The 24,254-nt window shown below is 73.1% G+C and carries 25 protein-coding genes; 6 read left to right on the top strand and 19 right to left on the bottom strand.

The features are described 5' to 3' along the window. Positions 1-463 precede the first annotated feature (463 nt). Positions 464-2,146, top strand: a complete 1,683-nt coding sequence (locus JQT67_RS08650; RefSeq protein ID WP_374222121.1) for a phytoene desaturase family protein — start codon at positions 464-466, stop codon at positions 2,144-2,146. 7 nt (positions 2,147-2,153) lie between these two features. On the opposite strand, the gene JQT67_RS08645 is transcribed toward JQT67_RS08650, so the two are convergent. Next, positions 2,154-2,723 (bottom strand): acyl-CoA thioesterase, encoded by a 570-nt coding sequence (locus JQT67_RS08645; RefSeq protein WP_243755857.1) that lies wholly within the window; start codon positions 2,721-2,723, stop codon positions 2,154-2,156. A gap of 91 nt (positions 2,724-2,814) precedes the next feature. On the opposite strand from JQT67_RS08645, the gene JQT67_RS08640 reads away from it, so the two are divergent. Continuing rightward, the gene (locus tag JQT67_RS08640; protein WP_208064300.1) at positions 2,815-3,300 is read left to right on the top strand and encodes a GNAT family N-acetyltransferase; all 486 of its coding nucleotides are present in this window, start codon (positions 2,815-2,817) and stop codon (positions 3,298-3,300) included. Between the two features lie 4 nt (positions 3,301-3,304). Here JQT67_RS08640 and JQT67_RS08635 read toward each other — a convergent pair whose 3' ends face one another. From JQT67_RS08635 to JQT67_RS08615, 5 genes are all read right to left on the bottom strand, one after another. Then, entirely contained in the window at positions 3,305-4,081 is a 777-nt protein-coding gene (locus tag JQT67_RS08635) for a histidine phosphatase family protein (protein ID WP_208064299.1), read from the bottom strand. After that, on the bottom strand, positions 4,078-6,063 hold the full coding sequence (locus JQT67_RS08630) for a cytochrome c oxidase assembly protein (RefSeq protein ID WP_208064298.1): 1,986 nt from the start codon (positions 6,061-6,063) through the stop codon (positions 4,078-4,080). The genes JQT67_RS08635 and JQT67_RS08630 overlap by 4 nt, the downstream gene beginning before the upstream one ends. A 22-nt stretch (positions 6,064-6,085) precedes the next feature. After that, complete coding sequence (locus JQT67_RS08625; RefSeq protein ID WP_307864273.1) at positions 6,086-6,841, bottom strand: hypothetical protein; 756 nt, start codon at positions 6,839-6,841, stop codon at positions 6,086-6,088. Positions 6,842-6,920: 79 nt separating this feature from the next. Continuing rightward, positions 6,921-7,205, bottom strand: a complete 285-nt coding sequence (locus tag JQT67_RS08620; protein WP_021010536.1) for an HU family DNA-binding protein — start codon at positions 7,203-7,205, stop codon at positions 6,921-6,923. 195 nt (positions 7,206-7,400) lie between these two features. After that, positions 7,401-8,081, bottom strand: coding sequence for a YitT family protein (locus JQT67_RS08615; protein WP_208064297.1), 681 nt, complete (start codon positions 8,079-8,081; stop codon positions 7,401-7,403). Positions 8,082-8,194: 113 nt separating this feature from the next. On the opposite strand from JQT67_RS08615, the gene JQT67_RS08610 reads away from it, so the two are divergent. The 3 genes from JQT67_RS08610 to JQT67_RS08600 all read left to right on the top strand — a co-directional run bounded on the left by JQT67_RS08610 (position 8,195) and on the right by JQT67_RS08600 (position 12,479). Next, on the top strand, positions 8,195-9,175 hold the full coding sequence (locus JQT67_RS08610) for a TIGR03885 family FMN-dependent LLM class oxidoreductase (RefSeq protein WP_208064296.1): 981 nt from the start codon (positions 8,195-8,197) through the stop codon (positions 9,173-9,175). After that, positions 9,172-10,854, top strand: a complete 1,683-nt coding sequence (locus JQT67_RS08605; protein ID WP_307864272.1) for an alpha-amylase family protein — start codon at positions 9,172-9,174, stop codon at positions 10,852-10,854. The genes JQT67_RS08610 and JQT67_RS08605 overlap by 4 nt, the downstream gene beginning before the upstream one ends. A gap of 74 nt (positions 10,855-10,928) precedes the next feature. Next, positions 10,929-12,479, top strand: a complete 1,551-nt coding sequence (locus JQT67_RS08600; protein WP_208064295.1) for an HNH endonuclease signature motif containing protein — start codon at positions 10,929-10,931, stop codon at positions 12,477-12,479. A gap of 90 nt (positions 12,480-12,569) precedes the next feature. Here JQT67_RS08600 and rpsN read toward each other — a convergent pair whose 3' ends face one another. The 9 genes from rpsN to JQT67_RS08555 form a co-directional block, all read right to left on the bottom strand. After that, entirely contained in the window at positions 12,570-12,875 is a 306-nt protein-coding gene (rpsN, locus tag JQT67_RS08595) for a 30S ribosomal protein S14 (protein WP_021010540.1), read from the bottom strand. Next, positions 12,876-13,046, bottom strand: coding sequence for a 50S ribosomal protein L33 (rpmG, locus tag JQT67_RS08590; protein ID WP_021010541.1), 171 nt, complete (start codon positions 13,044-13,046; stop codon positions 12,876-12,878). Further along, on the bottom strand, positions 13,046-13,282 hold the full coding sequence (gene rpmB, locus JQT67_RS08585; protein WP_021010542.1) for a 50S ribosomal protein L28: 237 nt from the start codon (positions 13,280-13,282) through the stop codon (positions 13,046-13,048). Before rpmB ends, rpmG begins: the two co-directional genes overlap by 1 nt. Positions 13,283-13,462: 180 nt before the next feature. Continuing rightward, positions 13,463-14,629: a hypothetical protein gene (locus JQT67_RS08580; protein ID WP_208064294.1), complete on the bottom strand. Its 1,167-nt coding sequence runs from the start codon at positions 14,627-14,629 to the stop codon at positions 13,463-13,465. A gap of 81 nt (positions 14,630-14,710) precedes the next feature. After that, positions 14,711-15,124, bottom strand: coding sequence for a Fur family transcriptional regulator (locus tag JQT67_RS08575; protein ID WP_208064293.1), 414 nt, complete (start codon positions 15,122-15,124; stop codon positions 14,711-14,713). Next, a complete protein-coding gene (locus JQT67_RS08570) occupies positions 15,121-15,942 on the bottom strand; it encodes a metal ABC transporter permease (protein WP_208064292.1) in 822 nt (273 codons plus the stop codon). Before JQT67_RS08570 ends, JQT67_RS08575 begins: the two co-directional genes overlap by 4 nt. Further along, entirely contained in the window at positions 15,939-16,838 is a 900-nt protein-coding gene (locus JQT67_RS08565) for a metal ABC transporter permease (RefSeq protein WP_208064291.1), read from the bottom strand. The genes JQT67_RS08570 and JQT67_RS08565 overlap by 4 nt, the downstream gene beginning before the upstream one ends. Continuing rightward, positions 16,835-17,644: a metal ABC transporter ATP-binding protein gene (locus JQT67_RS08560; protein ID WP_208064290.1), complete on the bottom strand. Its 810-nt coding sequence runs from the start codon at positions 17,642-17,644 to the stop codon at positions 16,835-16,837. The genes JQT67_RS08565 and JQT67_RS08560 overlap by 4 nt, the downstream gene beginning before the upstream one ends. Continuing rightward, the gene (locus JQT67_RS08555; protein WP_208064289.1) at positions 17,641-18,714 is read right to left on the bottom strand and encodes a metal ABC transporter substrate-binding protein; all 1,074 of its coding nucleotides are present in this window, start codon (positions 18,712-18,714) and stop codon (positions 17,641-17,643) included. Before JQT67_RS08555 ends, JQT67_RS08560 begins: the two co-directional genes overlap by 4 nt. Positions 18,715-18,844: 130 nt before the next feature. Between JQT67_RS08555 and nadE the strand changes: the two genes are divergently transcribed. After that, positions 18,845-19,702, top strand: a complete 858-nt coding sequence (nadE, locus tag JQT67_RS08550) for an ammonia-dependent NAD(+) synthetase (protein ID WP_208064288.1) — start codon at positions 18,845-18,847, stop codon at positions 19,700-19,702. Between the two features lie 24 nt (positions 19,703-19,726). Here nadE and JQT67_RS08545 read toward each other — a convergent pair whose 3' ends face one another. The 4 genes from JQT67_RS08545 to JQT67_RS08530 are packed head-to-tail and all read right to left on the bottom strand — an operon-like array spanning position 19,727 to position 24,196. Next, positions 19,727-21,040, bottom strand: coding sequence for a dihydrolipoamide acetyltransferase family protein (locus JQT67_RS08545; protein WP_208064287.1), 1,314 nt, complete (start codon positions 21,038-21,040; stop codon positions 19,727-19,729). 14 nt (positions 21,041-21,054) lie between these two features. Continuing rightward, complete coding sequence (locus JQT67_RS08540) at positions 21,055-22,035, bottom strand: alpha-ketoacid dehydrogenase subunit beta (RefSeq protein WP_208064286.1); 981 nt, start codon at positions 22,033-22,035, stop codon at positions 21,055-21,057. Further along, positions 22,032-23,141 (bottom strand): thiamine pyrophosphate-dependent enzyme, encoded by a 1,110-nt coding sequence (locus JQT67_RS08535; RefSeq protein WP_021010551.1) that lies wholly within the window; start codon positions 23,139-23,141, stop codon positions 22,032-22,034. Before JQT67_RS08535 ends, JQT67_RS08540 begins: the two co-directional genes overlap by 4 nt. Then, positions 23,138-24,196 carry a histidinol-phosphate transaminase gene (locus JQT67_RS08530; RefSeq protein ID WP_208064285.1) on the bottom strand — a complete coding sequence of 353 codons (1,059 nt, stop codon included), beginning with the start codon at positions 24,194-24,196 and terminating at the stop codon, positions 23,138-23,140. Before JQT67_RS08530 ends, JQT67_RS08535 begins: the two co-directional genes overlap by 4 nt. Positions 24,197-24,254: the final 58 nt, after the last annotated feature.

The following is a 24,254-nucleotide window of genomic DNA, read 5'->3' as shown; positions in this document are numbered from 1 at the left end:
CCGAGGCGACGTCGGCGTCGTCCGCCGACGCATCCGCCGGCTCGACCGCCCGGGCATCGCCCGGCACCGGCACCTGCGAGGCGGCGTCGAGCTCGGCCTGCAGCTCGGCGAGGTCCATCTGCGCGGTCGGCTCCTCCTCGCGCTCCTGCGCGAGCGACCAGCCGGACGTCGGGGCATCGGCAGCGCGGTCGCGAGCGCGGTCGCGATCGCGCTCCGGCGCCTGCGCGGCGGCGCCCGCCGCGGCGGCGAACGTCGCGTCGTCGACCTCGAACGCCGGGCCGCTCAGTCCGAAGCGCCCGCCGAGCGGCGCGAGCGGCTCGTCCGGGTCGACCTCGGCGTCCTGCTCGGCGACGACCTCGACCGGCTCGGCCCCCGGCTGCTCGGCGTCGGCGAGCTCGATGCCCTCCGCGATGAGGGCGTCGAAGTCGTCGTCCCTGGACTGCTGGGTCATGCCGCATATCGTATGGGGGTGGGCCTGGGGCGACCCGGGCCGGGTCGCGCGCGAGCGCTCGCGGACCGGCGCCGAACCCTCGACGGCCCGCTCGAGTCGAGGAGGACGAGCATGTCGCGTGTCGCCATCATCGGCGGGGGCCACAACGGGCTCACCGCCGCCGCCTACCTCGCGCGAGCGGGCGTCGACGTCACGGTGCTCGAGCGGCTGCCGCACGTCGGCGGCGCCGCCATCTCGGCGCAGGCGTTCGAGGGGCTCGACGCGCGCCTCTCGCGCTACAGCTACCTCGTGAGCCTCATGCCGCGGCAGATCATCGACGACCTCGGCCTCGACGTGCGGCTCGCCCGCCGCCGCTACTCCTCCTACACGCCCGTGCCGGGCGGCGATCGCGGGCTGCTCGTCGACGCGGGCGACGAGGCCGCGACCCGCGCGTCGTTCGCGGCGATCGGCGCGGCCGACGACGCCGACGGGTTCGCCGCGTTCTACGACCGCACCACGCGCCTCGCGGCCGCCCTCTTCCCGACGATGACCCAGCCGCTCCCCACGAAGGAGGCGGCGCGCGCGGCCGCCGGCGACGCATCCGCGTGGTCCGAGATCGTCGACGCGCCCATCGCCGACGCGATCGAGCGCGCCGTGCGCAGCGACGTCGCGCGCGGCGTCATCGCGACCGACGCGCTCATCGGCACCTTCGCCTCGCTCACCGACCCCGGCCTCGAGCAGAACCGCTGCCTGCTGTACCACGTGATCGGCGGCGGCACGGGCGACTGGGACGTGCCGATCGGCGGCATGGGGCAGGTCTCGGGCGAGCTCGAGCTCGCGGCCCGCCAAGCGGGCGCGAAGATCCTCACGGGCGTGACCGTCACGCGCGTGACGCCCGACGGCGAGGTGACGTGGAGCGAGCAGGTCGGCGGGCTGCCGACCGACTCGCCCGGCGTGCCGATCGGCACCGAGCTCACCGCCGAGTTCGACCTCGTGCTCTCCGCCGTCGCGCCGCACGTGCTCGCGGGGCTGCTCGAACCCGCTGGACCGTCGGTGCCGCGACCCGAGGGCGCGCAGGTGAAGGTCAACATGCTGCTCTCGCGGCTGCCACGGCTGCGCGAGGACATCGCCCCGGAGGCGGCGTTCGGCGGCACGTTCCACATCAACGAGACCTACTCGCAGCTCGAGCGCGCCTACGCGGCCGCCGCGGGCGGCTCGATCCCCGAGCCGCTCCCGTGCGAGATCTACTGCCACTCGCTCACCGACCCGACGATCCTCGGTGACGACCTGCGCGCATCCGGCGCCCACACCCTCACCGTCTTCGGGCTGCACGCGCCCGACCGGCTGCTGACGGAGGACGACAACGAGCGGATGCGCGACGAGCTCGAGCGCGCGGTGCTCGCGTCGCTCGACTCGGTGCTCGCCGAGCCGATCGAGCCGCTGCTCGTCGAGGGGCGGGGCGGGCCCGCGATCGAGACCCGGACGACGCGCGACATCGAGGCGTCGCTCGCGATGCCCGGCGGCCACATCTTCCACGGGCAGCTGTCGTGGCCGTGGCTCGACCACGAGCCGACGTCGGTCGCCGAGGCGTGGGGCGTCGCGACGCCCCACGCGCGGATCCTCATGGCCGGCTCGGGCGCGCGCCGCGGCGGCGCCGTCTCGGGCATCGGCGGCCACAACGCGGCGCACGCGGCGCTCGAGCTGCTGCGGCCGTAGCCGCTCGTCAGCGCGGGACGCGGCCCGCCCAGTCGGAGGGGTGGCTCGCGCGCGACGGCGGCAGCGCGTTGAGGCGCGCCCACTCGGCGACCTCCTCGGGCAGCGCGGGCAGCTCGACGGCGATGCCGGCGGCCTCGAGCACCTCGACGACCCGGGCGATCTTCGCGGTGCCGACGCCCTTCTCGATGAAGCGGCCCTGCACGATGCCGCGCGCATAGACCTCGCCGTCGACGACGAAGCGCTGCACGAGGTAGATCGCGCGCTCGTCGCCGCCGAGCACGGCCGTCTCGATGTCGAAGCGCTGCCAGAGGTCGAGCGAGCGGCGGTAGACCATCGACGACTGGCCGACGACGGCGTAGATGCCGGCCTTCCCGAGGGCTGCCGACATGCCCGTGCGGTTCGTCATGTCGACGCGCGCGAGGTCCATGTAGGAGGGGTAGCGGCCGTTGTTCATGTGGCCGAGCAGGTCGATGTCGGTCGGCAGCACCCGGAACGTCGTCTTCGCGACATCGCCGATGCCGAGCTCGGGCTTCCCCCGGCTCTTGAGGTCCATCGCGAGCAGCCACTGCAACCACATGTTCACGAGGAGCCATCCTGCCCGACCCGTGCCGCGCATCCGTCGCCGCCTGTGAGAACCTCCATCGAGCGGGCACGGCTACGCTGGCGCCATGAGCGAGGGCGCGATCACGATCCGGCGGGCGACGACGGCCGACGCCGAGGCCCTGCTGCCGATGCTCGCCGCGCACCGCTCGGTCGACGAGGAGGACGAGAAGGTCGACCGCTACCGCGAGCGCCTCGTCGCGCTCGTCGAGAACCCCGCGCACCACATCGTCGTCGCCGAGCTCGACGGCCGCGTCGTCGGCTACGCGGCCGCGCAGGACTACGGCCCCGCTCCGCACCGCGACTGGTCGATCGCGCGCATGCACGACCTGTGGGTGTCTCCGGATGCGCGCGGTCACGGCGCGGGGACGGCCCTGTTCGAGGCGGTGCGCGACTGGGCGGAGCAGCAGACGCGGATCCGCGTGCTCGAGTGGCAGTCGCTCGACGTCGCGAAGCACTTCTACGCGAAGCTCGGCCTCTCGGGCGAGCACGCGGACGACGAGGACCCGCGGGCGCGCTACGAGATCGCGGTGCACCTGCCGTCGCGCGACTGACCCGCTACTCGACCGGCGCGACCTCGCCGAGCCGGTCGAGCTGCCACACGGTCGTGCCCGCGGGCAGCGACACCGTCGTCATCGAGCAGTTCGGCAGGATGACGTCGGGCGTCAGCTCGGGCACGAGCTGCCGCAGGAGCGAGGTGATGAAGCCGCCGTGCGAGACGACGAGCACGTGCACGGCGCCGTCGCCCGGCACGTCGGCCGCGGCGCGGATGACGTGCTCGAGGGCGCTGTCGGCGCGCAGGACGATCGCGGCGGCCTGCTCGGCCTGGCCGCTCGCGTCGAGCTGCGCGATCGTGTCGAAGAGCCCGCGCCAGCCGACCTGGTCGGCGATCGCGCCGAGGGCGCTCAGCTCGCGGTCGACCTCGAAGCCGTGCTCGACGATGACCTCGCGCCAGACGTCCGAGGCCTTGCGCTCCTCGTGGCCGCCGAAGTTCCACTCGCGCAGCAGCTCGGTGAGCTCGAGCTCGGGCGCCGGGTCGAGGGCCGCGTGGATGCCCTCGGCCGTCGTGCGGGTGCGCTGCAGGTCGGAGGAGAAGCAGAGGTCGAAGCGCTCGCTCGCGAGGTGGCGCGCTACCGCCTCGATCTGGCGCGTGCCGAGCGCCGTGATCGGCGAGTCGGACCAGCCCTGCATGAGGTGGTTCGTGTTGTGCTCGGTCTCGGCGTGCCGCACGATCGTGATGCGCAGCTCACGCCCGCGCGCGAGCGCCGCGAGCTCCTCCGGGAGGCGCTGCTCCGGCCGCTCCGCGGTGCCGGTCTCGGTCGCCTGGTCGTTCATCGCTTCCCCATCCTCTCGAGCATCGCGTTGTAGGCGCCGAGCTCGGCATCGCCGTCGCGCGCCGCCGCGCGGTCGCTGCGCTTCTGCTCCTTGCGGTCGCTGCGCGACCACTTGATCGTCGTGATGATCGCCATGATGACGGTCGGCACCTCGCCGACCGACCAGGCGATGCCGCCGCCGACCCGCTGATCCTCGAGCGCGTCGATGCCGTTGCCCATCGCGCCGAACCAGTCGGCGAGCATGAGCGCGTCGCCCATCATGATCGAGAGCCCGAAGAACGCGTGGAAGACCATCGTGCCGAGCAGCAGCGTGAGACGCAGCGGGTAGGGCGGCCGCGCGGGGCCCGGGTCGACGCCGATGATGGCCTGCACGAAGAGGTAGCCGGCGCCGAGGAAGTGCAGCACCATCCACACGTGCCCGAGGTGGTCGCGCATCGACCACTCGAAGATGGGCGTGAAGTAGAAGATCCACAGGCTCGCGACGAAGATGACCGCGGCGACGATCGGGTGCCCGATCACCTGCAGGTAGCGCGAGTGCACGATCGCGAGGATCCACTCGCGGCCACCCATCGAGCCGTCCCGGCGCTTGGCGATCGCGCGCATCGCGAGCGTGATGGGCGCGCCGGGCACGAGCAGCACCGGCACGGCCATGCCGATGAGCATGTGCACGAGCATGTGCAGCGAGAACTGGTACTCCTGGTAGGCGTTGAGCGCACCGTTCGTGCACCACCACAGGAGCGCGATGCCCGCGAGCCACGCGAACGTGCGACCGCCCGACCAGCGGTCGCCGCGGCGCGCGAGCCGCACGACGCCCGCGACGTAGAAGAACGCGAGGAGCGCGCAGATGACCGTCCAGAGCGGGTCGATGCGCCACTCGGTGAGCAGCCGGATCGGCGAGAACTCGGGCGGCAGCGGCTGCTGCGTGAGGATCTCGGCGGGGCTCGCCTCGGCGCCCGGCGGCACCTCGGGCACGGGCGTCGCCGTGCGCGCGAGGCCCGCGGCGACGCCGGCCGTGACGCCCATCACGATCAGCTCGAGGCTGAGGATGAGCGCGACCGCCCTGCCGGTCACGCGGGAGCGCGACTCGCGCGCGGGCGTGAGGATGCGCATCCGCTGCCACGCGCCGAAGGCGCCGAGCACGACGAGCAGCACGGCCTTCGCGATCGAGAGGATGCCGTACTCGCTGAACCAGTCGCCCTCCATGCGCACCCACGACGAGACGATGCCGGTGAAGGCGACGATGCCGAAGCTGACGAGCGCGAGGCTCGAGTAGCGCAGGAGCACGTCGCCGTAGGCGCTGTTCCGGGGTGCGGATGCGTCGTCATGGCTCTCGTCGTCGCGGCCTCGCACGAGCACCGCGAGGTGGATGAGCCCGCCGAGCCAGATCGAGACGAAGATGAGGTGCAGCAGGAGCGAGGAGACGGCGAGCGCGTGGTTGGCGGTGCCGCCCGCGTGGCCGCCCGAGGCGATGAGCCAGAGCGGCACGGCCCAGCCGACGACGGCGAACGCGACGGCGGTCGAGCCGCGCACGACGAGCAGCACGACGGTGAGCACCGCGAGCGAGAGCATCGTGCCGAGCTGCAGCCGGCCGGTCTCGATCTCGACGAAGAACAGCTGCAGGAGGTTGCCGAACTCGTCGTCGGCGGTGACGGGGTTCGAGACGAGCTGGCGGAAGGTCCAGAATCCGACGAACGCCTGCAGCACCGTCGCGACGCCCGCCGAGAGGGCGGCGAGGTCGAGCGAGCGGTTCCAATCGCGGCTGCCGGGCACGAGCGCGAAGCACGCGAGCACGAGGCCGCCGAACGACGCGGCGATCGCGAGGTTGCGCACCATCGTGACGACGGGGAGGCCGTAGCGCACGAGCGGGCCGGGATCCTCGATCGCGAGCGGGTCGGCGCCGCCGCCGAACTCGAGCGCCGCCCAGAGCGCGGCGAGGCCCGCGAGGATCGCGAGCGCCGGGGCGAGGAGACGGAGGCGCTGCACCCGTCCAGGGTAGTGACCGACGCTATGGGCGGGCCTCGTCCGGACCGCCGTCGCCGCGCGGCGCGACCGGCTCCTCCTGCCGGCGGAGGAAGAAGGCGCCGAGCGAGCCCGCCACGGCCGCGAACACGCCGACCGAGTAGACGGCGAGCACGAGCTGCACGACCTTCGCGAACGGGTCGTCCGCGGTGATCCCCGCGCCGGTGATCGTGGCCATCGCGGCTTCGTACAGGGCCGTCGTGAAGTCGGAGTGCGACTCCATCGCGTAGAGCAGCTGGCTGGCGGCGAGGATGACGACGAGCGTGACCGCGACCAGCCAGCCGATCCGGCTCGAGAGCAGCCGGCCCGCGGAGCGGGAGCCGCGGACGCCGGCGGAGAGGATCCCGCCGACCCGCGCGACGCGCGTCAGCCGGAGGAGCCGGACGGCCTGCAGCGCGCGGACGAACCGCAGGAAGGGGATCGCGAGGAAGATGAGCTGCCACCAGTTGCGGCGCCAGAACGCGGCGCCGAAGCCGCCGACGTACGCCCGCAGCAGGAACTCGGCGACGAAGATCCCCCACAGCACCCAGCCGGCGATCGCGAGGATGCGGGTCCAGCCGGGCTCCGTCACGAGCAGCTGGCCGAGCACGACGAACAGGAACACGACGCCGAGGAATCCCATCGGGCGGTCGAGCCTGGCGGCGAGCAGCTCGGCGGCCTCGGCGCGAGCCGCGGGGGCGTCGCCCCGATCGTCGCCCGCGTCGAGCGGTGCGCCGCGACGACCCCCATCGGATGCGCTCACGGGCACCACTGTACGGCTGGGACGCGGGAGGGGCGCCGCCTCTCGGCGACGCCCCTCCCGGTGCTGTGTGCGGTGCGAGCTACTTGACGGCAGCCTTGAGCTTCGAGCCGGCGGTCAGCTTGACGCGGTGGCCCGCGGCGATCTGGATCTCCTCGCCCGTCTGCGGGTTGCGGCCCGTGCGGGCGGCCGTCTCGGTGCGCTCGGCGCTGAAGAAGCCGGGGATCGAGACCTTGTCGCCAGCCTTGACGGCCGCCGAGACCTCGTCGAAGAGCGCGTCGAGGACGGCGCTGACCTTGGCCTGCGAGAGGTCGGTCGTCGCGGCGATCTTCGAAGCGAGGGTGGTCTTGTTGATGGTCTCAGCCATGGTGTCCTCCTGGATGTGGCATGTCGGGCCCGCCTGGAGGCGGGCATCCGCCGGGGCCCCCAGGGGCTCCGACCAACCCCGAACGTAGACCCGAGGCCGCCGATCCGGCGCAGGAACACCCCGACACGCCGCGGTTTCCGGGGTTTTTCGCAGACTGCGAACGCGTTCGGGGGACAAATCGGATGCGTCGGGCCGTCACTCTCCCGTCGATGCGGCCAGGCGCGCGGCCCGCAGGCGGCTCGCCTTCGCGGCCCGGCGGCGCTCGAAGAAGGGCAGGAAGAGCCCGATGAGCGGCCCGACGCCGAACGCGAAGATGACCGTGCCGATGCCGACCGGGCCGCCGAGCAGCCAGCCGACGAGCAGCGCCGTGCCCTCGATGAACGTGCGGATGATCCAGATGCGCCAGCCCGTGATGCGCACGAGCCCCGTCATGAGGCCGTCGCGCGGCCCGGGCCCGAGCGCGGGCGCGATGTAGACGCCGGTCGCGAAGGCGAGCAGCACGATCGAGCCCGCGAGCAGCAGGATCTGCTCCCACAGCTCGCTCGTCTCGGGGATGAGCCACAGCCCGACGTCGGCGGCCGGGCCGACCAGGAAGCCGTTGAGCAGCGTGCCGATCCCCGGTCGCTGCCGCAGCGGGATCCAGATGAGCAGCACGAGGCACGAGACGACGACCGTCGCGGTGCCGTAGGTCATCGGCAGGTGGTTCGCGATGCCGAGCGCGAAGACGTCCCAGGGCCCGACGCCGAGGTCGGCGCGCACGAGCATCGCGAGCGAGAGGCCGTAGAGCGCGAGCCCCGCCATGAGCTGCACGATCCGGGCGGTCGTGTCGGCCGGTCCGAGCGCGTCGATCGGCAGCAGGAGTCGTCGGAGGGTCACCGGCCCATTCCACTCCATCGGGGCGCCCTTCGACGCATCCGTCGCCCCGTTCCCACGCCCACCTGGACGAACGCCGATTGACCGGATGCGGTCGGCGCGGTTCCGTGGGGGCCATGACGCTCATCGGGTTCCACGCCTCGCACGAGCAGATCGCGCCCTCCGCGCTGCTCGATCACGTGCGCCATGCCGAGCAGGCCGGCTTCCAGGCGGCGATGTGCTCCGACCACCACACGCCCTGGAGCACGCGCCAGGCAGAGAGCGGCTTCTCGTGGGCGTGGCTCGGGGCCGCGCTCGCATCGACGTCGTTCTCGCTCGGGCTCGTGACCGCGCCGGGCCAGCGCATGCACCCCGCGATCGTCGCGCAGGCGATCGCGACGCTCGAGGAGATGTTCCCCGGGCGCTGCTGGGCGGCGCTCGGCTCGGGCCAGAACATGAACGAGCACATCACGGGCGATCCCTGGCCCGACAAGGCGACGCGCGTGCGGCGGCTCGACGAGTCGGTCGACGTCATGCGGCGGCTGCTCGCGGGCGAGGAGGTCTCGCACTCGGGCGAGATCGTCGTCGACCGGGCGCGCGTGTGGTCGCTGCCCGCGGAGCCGCCGCCGCTCTTCGGCGCGGCAGTGACCGCCGACTCGGCGGCATCGCACGCGCGGTGGGCGGATGGGCTCATCACGGTCGCCTCCGACGCGGCGACCCTGCGCGACATCCTCGCGCGCTACCGCGACGCGGGCGGTCGCGGAGAGGCGGCGGCGCAGCTGCACCTGTCGTGGGCGCCCGACGAGGCCGACGCGATGGCGATCGCGCGCGACCAGTGGGCGACCGGCACGATCGGCGCGCCCGAGTCGTGGGACCTCGCGACGGCGGAGGAGCTCGAGCGCGCCGCCGCGGGCGCGACGGACGACGAGATCCGGCAGGCCGTGACGGTCTCGAGCGACCTGTCGGTGCACGAGGCGCGGATCGCCGAGATCCTCGATGTCGGCTTCGACCGCGTCTACCTGCACCACGTCGGCAAGGAGCAGGCGGCCTTCATCGACGCGTTCGGCGAGCGGGTGCTGCCGGCCCTCGGAGCCGGGTCGGGACGGGCCGGCGCGTGAGTCCGCACCCGATCGACTACGCCGACCACTGGTGGCGCAACACCGTCATCTACTGCCTCGACGTGCAGGTCTTCCAGGACTCCGACGGCGACGGCGCTGGCGACCTGCAGGGACTCGTGTCGCGCATCCACGACCTCGCCGACCTCGGGGTGACGTGCCTGTGGCTCATGCCCTTCTTCCCGACCGCCGATCGCGACGACGGCTACGACATCACCGACTTCTTCGCCGTCGACCCGCGGCTCGGCACCCTCGGCGACCTCGTCGAGGCGATCCGCGTCGCGCGGTCGCAGGGCATGCGCGTGATCATCGACTTCGTCATGAACCACACCTCGGCCGAGCACCCGTGGTTCCGCTCGTCGCGCTCGTCGCGCGACTCGCCGCACCGCGACTGGTACGTGTGGCGCGACGAGCCGCCCGCGAACCCCGACCCGCCCGTCTTCCCGGGCGAGGAGGACTCGACCTGGACGCTCGACGAGCGCACGGGCCAGTACTACCTGCACCACTTCCGCGCCCATCAGCCCGACCTCAACATCGCGCATCCGGCCGTCAGGGAGCAGATCGAGCGCAACCTCGGGCTCTGGCTCGAGCTCGGGGTCTCGGGCTTCCGCGTCGACGCGGTGCCGTTCCTCTTCAGCGACGCCGACCAGCACGGCACGCAGCCCGCCGGCACCGACTACGACGGCGCCGAGCACTTGCGGCGGCTGCAGCGCTTCGCGTCGCGGCGCAACGGCGAGGTCGCGCTGCTCGGCGAGGTGAACCTCACGCACGAGGAGCAGCTCGAGTGGTTCCACGCCGACGGGCAGTCGGCCGGCCTGCAGCTGCAGTTCGACTTCGTCTCGATGCAGCGGCTCTACCTCTCGCTCGCGCGGCGCGACGCGACGCCGCTCGCGCAGGCGCTGCGCGAGCGGCCCGAGCTGCCGGACGCGAGCCAGTGGGCGAACTTCGTGCGCAACCACGACGAGCTCACGCTCGACAAGCTCGCGCCCGACGAGCTCGAGGAGGTCTTCGAGGCGTTCGCGCCGGACGAGGGGATGCGCGTCTACGGTCGCGGGATCCGGCGGCGGCTGCCGACGATGCTCGGCGACGAGCGCGCCGTGCGGATGGTCTACGCGCTCATGTTCTCGCTCCCCGGCTGCCCCGTGCTGTTCTACGGCGAGGAGATCGGCATGGGCGAGGAGCTCGCGGTGCCGGGACGCTACGCGGTGCGCACGCCGATGCAGTGGGAACCGGGGCCGGGCGGCGGCTTCTCGAGCGCGCCGGCATCGAGCCTGACGCGCCCGATCGTCGAGGGCGACTTCGGGCCGGATCGGGTGAACGTCGCCGACCAGCGACGCGATCCGGCCTCGCTCTGGCATCACATCCGGAGGCTCACGACGATGTACCGAGACACGCCGCAGCTCGCGTGGTCGACCCTCGAGGTCATCGGCGTGCGGCAGCGCGCGGTGCTCGGGCACGTCGCGCGTGGCGACGAGTGGACGATGCTCGCGCTCCACAACCTGGGCGACGGCCGCGAGGCGGTGCGGCTCTCGGTGTCATCGGAGGACGGGCCCGTGACGCTCACCGATCGCTTCGACGGGCAGTCGATCACGATCGACGGGACGCTCGAGCTGGAGCTCGAGCCCTATGGCTGGCGGTGGCTCACGGTGGCACCGGCGGATGCGGTGATCACCCGGGTCTGACCGGGTCAAACGGGTTCTCCACAGCCTCCTCCGGCGGCCGCTCGCGTGTCAGTGGCCCGTGGTGGAATACCCGCATGGATGAGTGGTCGGGGCTCGATGCGGAGGAGTACATCGCGTCGATCCGTGCGGGCGCGATCGACCCGCGCGGCCGCACCGCCGATGAGCTCGAGGAGGAGCTCGCCGCCTACGACCGCGAGTGGGCGGAGCGGCTCGCGCGCTTGAGCGACGCCGAGGTCGAGGAGGTGATCGCGGGCCGGATGGAGGTGCCGCCGCTGCCGGGCACGATCGATGCCCGCTCGGAGCACGTGCGCGCCCTCGATGCGGTCGCCGGCCGGATGCGGGCCATCGAGCAGCGCCGCGCGCGGCTCGAGGCGGAGGAGCGCGAAGTGCTCGCGGCGGAGCTGCAGCGACTGCGTGACGCGGGCGGCGACAGCGGCATGGCGGTCAAGGAGAGCGCCTCGGTCCTCGCGGCCGAGCTGCGGCTCTCCGACCGCGCGATGGAGCGCAGGCTTGTCGGCGCGTGGACGACCGTCACCGACCTCCCCGCCGCGCACGCCTCGCACAAGGCCGGCCGCATCACCGGCACCCATCTGCGGACGATCGAGCAGGCGACGGAGGCGCTGCGCACCGACCCGGCGGTCGACCCCGAGGATCGCGCGAGGGTCGAGGCGGAGCTGGTGGAGATCGCCGAGCGGGTGACCCCGTCGCAGCTGCGCTCGCGCGCGCGGCGGATCGTGGATCGGGCGATGGCCGAGCCGCTGCAGCGCCGCCACGACCGGGCGGTCGAGCAACGCCGCGGCTGGGTCGACGACGGCGATGGCGGGATCTCGACGCTGTCGCTCTCGGGCCCGTCGGTGACCATCCACGGCGCGTTCAACCGGGCGACCGACGCCGCCCGCGCCAAGCCGAAGGACGATCCGCGCACCTTCGACCAGTACCGCTTCGACGCGCTCATGGAGACGCTCCTCACCGGCCAGACGCCGGAGGACCTCCACCGCATCAACCCGATCTCGGCGACCGTGACGGTCACGATCCCCGCGACCGAGCTGCTGAAGCAGACCGACGAGGACGAGCCGCAGCTGCGCTTCTCCGGTGCCCTCGAGGGCGGGGCGCTCGTCGACGCGGCCACGGTGCGAGCCCTGGCCTCCGAGACGATCACCTGGGAGCGGCTGTTCCTCCACCCCGTCACCGGCGTCCCGGTCGCGGTCGACACGTACAAGCCCAACCGGGCCATGCGCCGCTGGCTCCAGCGCCGCGACGGCCGCTGCCGCTGGCCCGGCTGCACCAACCGCGTCTCGAGAGCCGACGCCGACCACACCATCGCCCACGCCGACGGCGGGCCCACGACCCTCTCGAACCTCGCCCACCTGTGCCGCCGCCACCACCTCATGAAGCACGCCACCGCCTGGACCGTCCGCCAGCTCGACCACGGCGTCCTCGAATGGACCAGCCCCACGGGCAAGATCTACCTCGACGAACCCGAACCCGCCGGACCCGCGTTCGTCGACCGCGGCGTCGACATCTGGGACCTCTCGAGCCACCAACCCGCGCAGTGCAGCGCGAGCGACCCGCCATGGGCACACCTCAAGGACTGCACCTGCGAGCTCGAGGACGCGACCGCCTGATCCCGCGCGCCTCCGGGCCGGTGCCACCGCATCCGGGGACGACGAAGGCCCCGACCGCGGGGGTCGGGGCCTTCGTGGGTGAGTCGGTGCTTACCAGCTCGACTTGGTCACGCCGGGCAGCTCGCCACGGTGCGCCATGTCGCGGAAGCGGACGCGCGAGATGCCGTAGTCGCCGACGTGGCCGCGGGGGCGGCCGTCGATCGCGTCGCGCTTGCGGACGCGGACCGGCGAGGCGTTGCGGGGCAGCTTCTGCAGGCCGATGCGGGCGGCCTCGCGCTCCTCGTCGGTGCTCTTCGGGTCGACGAGCGCCTTCTTGAGGGCTGCGCGCTTCTCGGCGTAGCGGGCGACGATGGCCTTCCGCTGCTCGTTCTTGGCGATCATGCTCTTCTTGGCCATTTATCGCTCCTCTCGGAACTCGACGTGCTGACGCACGATGGGGTCGTACTTCTTCAGCACAAGTCGGTCAGGGTTGTTGCGACGGTTCTTCTTCGTCACATACGTGTAGCCGGTGCCCGCAGTCGAGCGGAGCTTGATGATCGGACGGACGTCCTGCGCCTTCTTCGCCATCAGAGCTTCACCCCCCGAGCCTGCATGTCACGGACGACGGCCTCGATGCCACGGGCGTCGATGACCTTCATGCCCTTGGCCGAGACGTTGAGCGTCACGTTGCGCTTGAGCGACGGGACGAAGTAGGTCTTGCGCTGCACGTTCGGGTCGAAGCGACGCTTCGTGCGCCGGTGCGAGTGCGAGATGTTGTGCCCGAAGCCGGGAGTGGCTCCGGTCACCTGGCATACGGCTGCCATGGTGCCTCCAATTGGGTACCGCAGGCCCGAGGGCCTGCCCAAGATCACTTGCCTGCACACGCCGAAGCCGAGCCTTTGAGGGGTTTGGAGGAGGCGTGCGCTGCGCGGCCGGAACCGCGCCAAGGGTCAATCGTACGCGATGCGGCGCGCTCGCGGCAATACCCGCCTGGGATCCGGGCGTCAGCGCTGCGGCGGGAAGACCGGCTGCCCGTCCGGGCCCATCGGGAACGGCGTGCCGTCGGCGTACGTCGGCCAGGGCAGCAGGCCGCCCGCGCCCGGCTGCGGGGCGGGCTGGGGAGCCGGCTGCCGCGGAGCCTGCGGCATCGGCGGTGCGGCAGCTCCCGGGTGCATCGCCGTCGGGTTCGCAGCGCCGCCGACCGACTGCGCCGCGGGGCGCCGCACGTGCTCGCCACGCGCCTCGGCCTCCTGCCAGTCGATGTTGCGGCGGTTCCAGAACAGCAGCACGGTCACGGACGCCGCGAGCGCCGTCACGACGATCGCCGCGACGGTCGCGCGCCAGTACCACTCGGTCACCTCGAAGCCGAAGGCCTCGATCGCGAAGTGCAGCGTGAGCAGGATGCCCACGAGCCCGAGGAGCGCCGCGGCGACGAGCCCGATGATGCGCGCCATCTCGGCGCGGCCGCGCTCGCCGAGCGAGATGAGCCCCCACGCTCCCGCGGCGGCCGCGCGCACGACGAGGATCGTCAGCAGCGTGATGCCGAACAGCTCGCCGAAGAGCCAGTCGTCATCCCACGGTTCGTCTCCCGTGCCGCGCATCCAGATCGAGATCATGAGCACCGCGAGCAGGTAGATGTTCGCCGCGACGCCGATGATGAGCGGGGTCGCGGAGCGCCGCGCGAGCACGAGGTCGAGCGCGAGCAGGCCCGTGAAGGCGAGGAAGACGACGACCGTCCAGACGACGCGCGACGCCTGGCTCTCGAAGTCGCCGACGAAGATGAGCACGACCGTCACGAGCGTGACGATCGCGAGCAGGCAGATGCCGACGAAGAGCACGGGCTGGATGCCGAAGATGCGGCGCGCCGGGAGGGCAGCCGCCGGCCGCTCGGGCCACGGCGACGGGGAGCTCGGCTGCTCGCTGTAGGGATTCTCGACCCCGCCGGCAGTCGCGCGACCGCCGACGCTCGAGCCGTAGGGCATGGATCCTTGCGCGAGCGGCTGGTCGTAGGGGCCGGGCTCGGCCGGGCGGCGGCCGGCCGGCGGCTCCTGCGACTGCGCGTGCTGCTGCTCGCGCTGCTGGATCTGCTGCAGGAGCGTGGGCTGCTGCTCGCTGCTGGGCCGGCGCGCACCGAAGGCGCTGGGCTGAGCGGCACTGCGCTGAGCGGTCACTGGGGCTCCCCTCGGTCTCGTCGAGACAGTCTCACATCGGAAGCGCCCGAGCGCGATGGGCAGTCCTCACCCTCGGGAGGATCAGCGCGCGGAGCCGCTCCGCGCGGCCGCGCACTCTGCGCACAGGCCGAAGATGTCGACGACGTGATCGGGCTCGATGAAGCCGTGCGCGGCAGCCACTTGCCCCGCCCATCGCTCGACGGCCGCCGCCTCGAGCTCGACGGTGCGGCCGCACGAGCGGCAGATGAGGTGATGGTGATGCGTCTTGGTGCACGCGCGGTAGAGCAGCTCGCCCGCCGACTGCAGCGCATCCGCCTCGCCGTCCCCCGCGAGCGCCGCGAGCGCCCGGTAGACGGTCGCGAGCCCGACGGTCGAGCCCTCCGCGCGCATCGCCTGGTGCAGCGCTTGGGCGGAGACGAACTCGTCGCTCGCCTCGAGCGCCTCGCGGACGGCCTCGCGCTGCTTCGTGCTGCGGCGGGGAGCGGGGGCGGTCATGGTGTCCTCGTCTCGATCGTGCCACGCGGGCGGCGGGCGGCCTCGGCCCGGATCCAGGCGAGGCCGTAGAAAGCGGCGGCTACGAGGGCGATCGCGCCGCCAGCGGCGAGCTCGAGCCAGCGCGAGGCGAGGAGCCCGAGCACGCCGGAGGCGATCGCGATGAGCGGCGCGACGACGAGCATCGCGCGCCAGTCGCGCACGACGAGCCGCGCGGCCGCGGCGGGCGCGACGATGAGCGCGACGCCGAGGATCGCGCCGACGACCGGCATGATCGCGACGACCGTCGCGGCGATGAGCGCGAGCGCGAGCGCCTCGGGGATCCAGGGGCGCAGACCCGCGCGCCGGTAGCCGCCCTCGTCGGCGCTCGAGAAGACGAGGTGCGGGCCCGCGAGGGCCCACACGACGATCGCGAGCGCGAGCAGCGTCGCGGTGAGCGCGATGTCGGCGCCCGAGACCGCGAGCACCTGGCCGATCAGGAACGATTCGACGTCGATCGCGAGCGGGCTGAGCGACTGCAGGAGCGCGCCGAGCGCGAAGCCGGCGGTGAGCATGATGCCCGAGGCGACGGCCGGCCCCTGGGAGCGGATGCGGCCGATGCCGACCGCGATCGCGACGAGCGCGACCGCCGCGACGGCGGCGCCGAGCGGGATCGAGACGCCGAGCATCGCCGCGGCGACGGCGCCGGGGAAGGTCGCGTGGGTGAGCGACATCGTGAAGAAGGCGCGCTCGCGCAGCACGACGAGCACGCCGACGAGGCCGGCGAGCGCGCCGGCGAGCGTCACCTCGAGCAGCGCGCGGGAGAAGAAGTCGAGCGTCACGAGGCCACCCCCGCCCTGCTCGGTTCGGGCGCTGGCCGCTTCGACGATGCACCCCGTGCGGCGCCGATCGCGAGCGCCACGAGGTAGCCGAGGATCATCGTGAGCGCGACCGTGGCGCCGGGCGCGGCATCGACGCCGAGCACCGCGAGCTGCACGACCGCCCAGAGGCCGAGCCAGCCCGTGACGGCGCCGAAGCCGATCGCGACGACGGCGGCTGCCGCGAGCGAGCGGGTGAGCGCGCGCGCCGCCGCGGTGGGCACGATCACGACCGCGAGCGCGAGCAGCGTGCCGACCGAGGCGGATGCGGCGACGACGACGAGCGCGATCGCGACCGTGCCGACGACCTCGAGCGCGAGCACCGGGAGCCCGGCGCGCCGGGCGCCCGCAGGGTCGAACGCGGCGTAGAGCTGCGGCCGCGCGGTCAGCACGACGAGCAGCACCGCGATGCCGATGAGCGCGAGCGACACCCCGAGGTCGGCCCAGGTGATCGTGAGCAGCCGGCCGAAGAAGAAGTCGGAGAGGCTGCCCGACCTGCCCCCGGAAGCCGAGACGAGCACGACGCCGAGCGAGAAGAAGGAGGTGAGCACGATCGCGACGGCCGTGTCGCGCGGCTGCCCGCGGCGGGAGATGAGCGCGAGCACGACCGCCGCGACGACGGCCGCGCCGATCGCGCCGGGCATGAGCCCGGCGGCGCCGCCGATCGCCGCGCCGATCACGAGGCCGGGGAACACCGCGTGCGTGAGCCCGTCGGTCGAGAACTCGAGCCGGCGGAGGTTCACGAGCACGCCGACGGTGCCGGCTGCGATCGCGAGCGCGAGCAGCAGCAGCAGCGGCCGCCCCATGAACGGCGCGGAGAACGGCGTGAACGGGTCGAGGAGCGCCGCGATCGGCGTCATCGGGGCGGGGCGGCCGCGGCGTCGTCGTCCTGCAGCACGTGGTGGTGATGGTGGTGGTGCGCGGCCTCGTGGTGCTCGGTCGTCGTGAGCGTGTGGCCGTCGATCTCGATGACGTGGCTCGCGAACGCGGCCTCGACGCGCTCGAGCGTGAGGACGCATCCGGTCTCGTCGAACGCGATCTGCCGCCCGTTCACGAGCAGCGTGCGATCGCACACCGCGCGCGCGAGGTCGAGGTCGTGGGTCGTGATGAGCAGGGCGACGCCCTGCCCCTTGAGGCGCCGCACGGTCTCGAGCAGCGCGTCGCGCGAGCCGTGGTCGAGCCCGTTGAACGGCTCGTCGAGCAGCAGCAGCCGCGGCTCGCCCGCGAGCGCGCGAGCGAGGAGCCCGCGCTGGCGCTGCCCGCCGGAGAGGTCGCCGAACCGCGCGCCGCGGTGCTCGGCGAGCCCGACCGCCTCGATGGCGTCGGCGACGATGCGCTTGTCGGCTCTGCCCGGCCACTTGAGGCCGAGGCGCGGCGTGCGGCCCATCGCGACGACCTGCTCGAGCGTGACGGGGAACGCCGGGTCGATCTCGCTCGACTGCGGGAGGGTGCCGATCTCGCCGCGCGCGCTCGGCACGCGGAAGACGCGGGCCTCGTGCTGCGCGAGGCCGAGCAAGCCAGCGAGCAGCGTCGACTTGCCGGCGCCGTTCGGCCCGATGAGCGCGACCGCCTCGCCCGCCCGCACCTCGAACGAGACGCCCGAGAGCACCGGCGCTCCCCCGTAGCCGAAGGAGGCGTCGGCGATCTCGACGACGGGTGCGCTCATGAGAGCGATCCTGGCACCGGCAGCGGCTCGGCGCCCCACGCGGTCACGATCGCGGTCGTGTTGTGCAGCTGCGAGCCGATGTAGGTGCCCGTCGGGCTGCCCTCGGGCCCGAGCGCGTCGGCCGCGAGCGCATCCTCGCCCTGCCGCAGCTCGACTTCCGCCTCGCGCGCGATCGTGGCCGCGAGCTGCGGGTCGATCGCGTTCTCGCTGAAGACGACGGGCGTGCCGGTGGCGCGGATCTCGGCGACGAGGCCGTCGATGTGCGCGGCGCTCGCGTCGGCGCTGTCGTCGAGGCTCGGGAGCACCGTGCCGACGACCTGCACGTCGAACGCGCGCTCGAGGTAGCCGAACGTGTCGTGCGTCGTCACGACGAGCCGCTCCTCGACCGGCACCTGCTCGATCGAGGCGCGCATCCACGACTCGAGCTCGGCGAGCCGGTCGAGGTACGCGGCGGCGGATGCGTCGATGTCGGCGTCGGGGTCGGCGGCGGTGACCGCGTCGCGGATGGCCTCCGCCTGGGCGATCGCGTTGGCCGGGTCGGTCCAGACGTGGGGGTCGAACTCGCCGTGGTCGTGGCCGGCGTGGTCGTCGGGCTCGTGCGCGTGGTCGTGGTCGGCGTGCGCCTCGTCGTCGTGCTCGTGACCGTCGCCATGCGACTCGTCGCCGTGGTCGTGGCCCTCGTGCGGGTCGTGACCCGCGACGATGAGGTCGATGCCCTCCGAGGTGTCGACGAGCGTGCCGGCGAAGCCCGAGGCCTCGACCGTGCTGTCGAGCCAGCCCTCGAGCCCCGCGCCGTTGACGACGAGCAGGTCGGCGGAGGCGACCGCCGCGAGCGCCGCGGGGCCCGGGTCGAAGCTGTGCGCCGAGGCACCCGGGCGCAGCAGGCTCGTCACCTGCGCCTCGTCGCCCACGACCTCGCGGGCGATGTCGGCGAGCTGCGTCGTGGTCGCGACGATCTCGAGCCGGTCCTCGGCAGAGCCCGCCCCGATGGCGGAGCCGGCGCATCCGGTCAGCACGAGCGCCGCCGCTCCGACGGTGCTGAGGAGGGCGGTGGTCTGCGTGGGTCGCATGGGAGTCCTGTCCAAGTGCGACGCCGTGCCGCACGGGTCGACGCTACGCCTTAGTGAGAACGATTGTCAATCTCGGCGGACTCCCAGCGGACGTAGCACTCCGGAAACATCGCGAGCGTAGGCTCTCGCCATGGAGCGCATCCCCACCGGCACAGCCCAGTTCAAGATCATCGCCGCCCTCGGGTCCCGCCCCGAGATCGATCCCGCCGAGGAGATCGAGCGGCGCGTGCAGTTCCTCGTCGACTACCTCGCCGCGACGGGCGCGAAGGGCTTCGTGCTCGGCATCTCCGGCGGCCAGGACTCGACGCTCGCCGGTCGCCTCGCGCAGCTCGCCGTCGAGCGCGTGCGGAATGCCGGCGGCGAGGCGAGCTTCGTCGGCGTGCGCCTCCCCTACGGCGTGCAGCACGACGAGGACGACGCGCAGCTCGCGCTCGACTTCATCCGCGCCGACCGCAAGGTGACGGTCGACGTCAAGCCGGGCGTCGACGCGCTCGAGGCGTCGATCGAGGCGGGCGTCGGCGCGGTCGACGACTACCACAAGGGCAACGTCAAGGCGCGGGCGCGGATGATCGCGCAGTACGCGATCGGCGGCCAGCTCGGCCTGCTCGTGATCGGCACCGACCACGCCGCCGAGGGCGTCACGGGCTTCTACACGAAATACGGCGACGGCGGCGCCGACGTGCTGCCGCTCGCGGGGCTCACGAAGCGGCAGGGGAAGCAGCTGCTGCGCGAGCTCGGCGCCGCCGAGCGCCTGTGGCAGAAGGCGCCGACGGCCGACCTGCTCGACGAGCGCCCGGGCCAGACCGACGAGGCGGAGCTCGGCCTCGCCTACGAGCAGATCGACGCGTTCCTCGAGGGGCGCGACGTCGAGCCCGACGTCGCGGAGCACATCGTCGACCGCTACACGCGCACGGAGCACAAGCGCCGCATGCCCGTGACGCCCGACGACGAGTGGTGGCGGCCGCAGGCGGGGCCGCTGTTCGACTGAGCGGTGGAGCTGAGGGTCGGGCGACTACTCCACCAGCAGCGCCGGCTCCTCGAGGATCGACGCGACGTCGGCCACGAAGCGGCTGATCGTGTCGCCGTCGACCGCCCGGTGGTCGAACGAGCCGCCGACCGTCGTGACCCAGCGCGGCCGCACCTCGCCGTCGACGACCCACGGCTTCTGCCGGATCGCGCCGAGCGCGATGATGCCGCTCTCGCCCGGGTTGAGGATCGGCGTGCCGGTGTCCATGCCGAAGACGCCGATGTTTGTGATGGTGAAGGTGCCGTGCTGCATGTCGGCCGGCGGCGTGCGGCCCTCGCGCGCCGTGAGCGTGAGCTGCTCGATCGCGCGCGCGAGATCGACGAGCGAGAGCTCCTGCGCATCCTTGATGTTGGGCACGAGCAGCCCCCGCGGCGTCGCCGCGGCGATGCCGAGGTTGACGTAGCGGTGCACGACGAGCTCCTCGGGGGAGAACGTCGAGTTCACCTCCGGCGAGCGCTCGATCGCCCACAGGATCGCCTTCGCCATGATGAGCAGTGGCGAGACCTTGACGCCCGCGAAGGCGTCGGACGCCTTGAGCCGCTTGACGAGCTCCATGGTGCGCGTCGCGTCGACCTCGGTGAACACCGACACGTGCGGCGCCGTGAACGCCGACTGGGCCATCGCCAGCGCGGTCGCGCGGCGCACGCCCTTGACCGGGATGCGCTCCTCGCGCCCGCCGCTCCACGCGACGCGCGCGGATGCGGCCGGCTGCGGCGCCGCCGCCGGTGCCTGCGCGGCACGCTGCACGTCGTCGCGCGTGACGTCGCCGATCGGGCCGGTCGCCGTCACCTGCCGCAGGTCGACCCCGAGGTCCTTCGCGAGCTTCCGGACGGGCGGCTTCGCGAGCACCGGGCCGGATGCGTCGTGTGGCTCGGCGGGCACGGGCGGCTCGGGCGCGGCCGGCGTCGGGGGCTCGGGCGCGGGCGGGTGCTGCACCGTGCGGGGCTTCCGACGGCGCGTCTCGGCACCGCCCCGCACCCCGTAGCCGACGAGCACGGCCCCGCCGGACGCATCCGCCTCGACCGTCTCCTCCGTCGGCTTGCCCGACTCGACCTCGTCGGGGTCGCCGCCCGAGACGCGGATGATGGGGGTGCCGACCTCGACGGTCTGGCCCTCCTCGACGAGCAGCGCCTCGACCGTGCCCTCGAAGGGGCTGGGCAGCTCGACGAGCGACTTCGCCGTCTCGACCTCGAGCAGCACGTCGTTGACGGCGACCGAGTCGCCCGGGCGCACGCGCCACGAGACGATCTCGGCCTCGGTGAGCCCCTCGCCCGGGTCGGGCAGCCTGAACTCCTGCATGGGAGGTCCTTCCGTCAGTGGGCCAGCGCGCGGTCGACGGCCGCGAGCACGCGATCGGCGTCGGGCAGGTAGACGTCCTCGAGCTGCGCGGGCGGGAACGGGGTGTCGAAGCCCGACAGGCGCTGCACGGGCGCCTCGAGCGAGTAGAACGCGCGCTCGGCGATCGTCGCGGCGATCTCGGAGCCGACGGATGCGTGGCCGGGCGCCTCCTGCGCGACGACGACGCGGCCGGTGCGCTGCGCCGAGGCGACGAGCGGCGCCCAGTCGATCGGCGAGAGGGAGCGCACGTCGACGACCTCGCAGCTCGTGCCCTCGCCCGCGGCGATCTCGGCCGCCTGCAGCAGCACGTGCACCATCGCGCCGTGGCCGATGAGCGTCACGTCGGTGCCCTCCCGCGCGACGACGGCGTCGTGGAGCGCCGCGGTCGGTGCGTCGAGCACCTCACCCTTCGTCCAGTACTTCGCCTTGGGCTCGAGGAAGATGACGGGATCGTCGCTCTCGATCGCCTGCCGCAGCATCCAGTGCGCGTCGTTCGCGGTCGAGGGGCTCACGACCCGCAGGCCCGCGGTGTGGGCGAAGTACGCCTCCGGGCTCTCCTGGTGGTGTTCGACGGCGCCGATGTGGCCGCCGTACGGGATGCGGATGACGACCGGCATCGAGACGGCGCCGCGGTGGCGGGCGCGCATCTTCGCGAGCTGCGAGACGATCTGGTCGAAGCCGGGGTAGACGAACCCGTCGAACTGGATCTCGATCACCGGGCGGTAGCCGCGCATCGCGAGGCCGATCGCGGTGCCGATGATGCCCGACTCGGCGAGCGGGGTGTCGAGCACGCGTCGGTCGCCGAACTCGGCGTGCAGGCCCTCGGTGATGCGGAAGACGCCGCCGAGCGGGCCGATGTCCTCGCCCATGAGCAGCACCTTCTCGTCGGCGCGCATCGCCTCGCGAAGCGCAGAGTTGAGCGCCTTCGCGATGGGCATCGACTGGCCGGCGATCATGCGTCGCTCCCGAACGAGGCCTCGAACGCCGCGAGCGCCGCCTTCTGCTCGGCGACGAGCGGGTGCGGCTCGGCGTAGACGTGGTCGAAGATGTCGTCGCTCGCGGCCGCGGTCGCCTCGAGCGCGCGGCGACGCATGTCGGCCGCCTCGTCGGCGGCGCGCTGCTCCTGCTCGGCGAGCGCGGCGTCGTCGACGCCGAGCGAGCGCAGGTGGGCGGCGAGGCGCGCGATCGGGTCGCGTCGCGCCCACGCCTCCTCCTCGTCGCGCGAGCGGTAGCGCGTGGGGTCGTCGCTCGTCGTGTGGGCGCCCATGCGGTAGGTGTCGGCCTCGATGTAGCCGGGGCGTCCCTGCCGGGCGTCGTCGAGCATCCGCCTCGACACCGCGAAGGAGGCCAGCGGGTCGTTGCCGTCGACCCACGCGGCGGCGAGCCCGAAGCCGCGGGCGCGCTCGTGCAGCGGGAAGCGGCTCTGCCGCGTCGAGGGCACCGAGATCGCCCACTTGTTGTTCTGCACGAAGAAGACGATCGGCGCGTCGTAGCTCGCGGCGAAGACGAGCCCCTCGCTCGCGTCGCCCTGGCTCGCGGCGCCGTCGCCGTAGAACGCCATGACGGCCTCGTCGGCGCTCGCGTCGCCCGTGCCGCTCGCACCGTCGAGGCCGATGCCCATCGCGTAGCCGGTCGCGTGGAGCGCGTGCGTCGCGATCACGAGCGAGTAGATGCGCATGCCGGGCACCTCGGTCGGGCTCCAGCCGCCGTGCGCGGCGCCGCGGAAGATGTCGATGATCTGCAGCATGTCGACGCCGCGGTGCAACGCGATGAGGTGCTCGCGGTAGCTCGGGAAGAGCGTGTCCTGCGGCCGGGCGGCCCACGCCGCGCCGACCTGCGCGCCCTCCTGGCCGAGCGAGGGCACCCACAGCCCGAGCTTGCCCTGGCGCTGGAGGTGGCCGGCCTCGACGTCGAAGCGGCGCGTGCGCAGCATCTCGCCGTGCATCGCGAGCCGGTCGTCGGTCGAGAGCTCGTCGGCGATCGCCCGCCACGGCTCGTTCTCGGCGGTGACGACCGCCTCGCCCGCCTCGTCGAGCAGGCGGATGGGCTGGGCGTCGGTCACTGGAGCGCCTGGATGGCCTTCGCCGCCGCGACGACGCTGTCGTCGGCCTCGGGCTCGCCGATCGAGATGCGCGTGCCCTCGGGGAAGACCTTCGCGACGAGGAGGTGGTCGAAGAGGATGTCGTGGATGGCGTCCTCCTGCCCCGGCTGCGAGGGCACCCAGACGAAGTTGCCGTGCGGCTGCGGCACGGGCACGCCCTCGTCGACGAGCCGCTGCCACAGGGCATCGCGGTGCTCGACGACCTGCTGGATGCGGCCGAAGGTCTCGTCGCGGTGCGCGAGCGCAGCGAGCGCCGCGGCGGCGCCGAGCGCCGTCTGCGAGAGCGGCACGCCCGTGAGGTCGGCGCCGCGGAGCACCGCGGGGTCGCCGATCGCATAGCCGACGCGGAGGCCCGCGAGGCCGTAGGCCTTCGAGAAGGTGCGGAGCACGACGACGTTCTCGCGCTCGCGCTGCAGCGCGATGCCGTCGGGGATGGGCTCGCGCACGAACTCGATGTAGGCCTCGTCGAGCATGACGAGCACGTCGTCGGGCACGCGCTCGAGGAAGCGGTCGAGCTCCTCCGGGGTGACGATCGTGCCGGTGGGGTTGTTGGGGCTGCAGACGATCACGGCGCGGGTGCGCTCGGTGATCGCGCCGGCCATCGCGTCGAGGTCGTGCCGGTGGTCGCCGTCGAGCGGCACCTCGACGGGCGTCGCGCCGCCCGTGCGCACGAAGAGCGGGTACGCGTCGAACGAGCGCCAGGCGTAGACGACCTCGTCGCCGGGACCGGCGACCGCGTGGATGAGCTGCTGCAGGAGCGACGCGGAGCCGTCGCCGATGAGGATGCGCTCGACGTCGACGCCGAGCTCCTCCGCGAGCTGCTGCTGCAGCTGCGGCGAGCCGGGGCGCGGGTACCGGTTGACCCGCTCGGCCTCGCGCTGCACTGCCTCGACGACCGCCGGCAGCGGCGGGAAGGGGTTCTCGTTGCTCGAGAGCTTGAACCCGCCCTCGGGGGCCGGTCGCCCCTGCTGGTACGGGGGGACGGCAGCAATCTCGGGTCGAAGTCGCACGGTCACCGCCTCAGGCTATTGCGAGCGTCGACGCCCCGCTGGGATATGGGTGGAAGAATCGGCC

This window comes from Agrococcus sp. TF02-05, assembly GCF_017565345.1.
GTDB classification, from domain to species: domain Bacteria; phylum Actinomycetota; class Actinomycetes; order Actinomycetales; family Microbacteriaceae; genus Agrococcus; species Agrococcus pavilionensis.
Note: the sequence above shows the minus strand (reverse complement) of the source record. Positions and strands in the feature narration are given on the sequence as shown.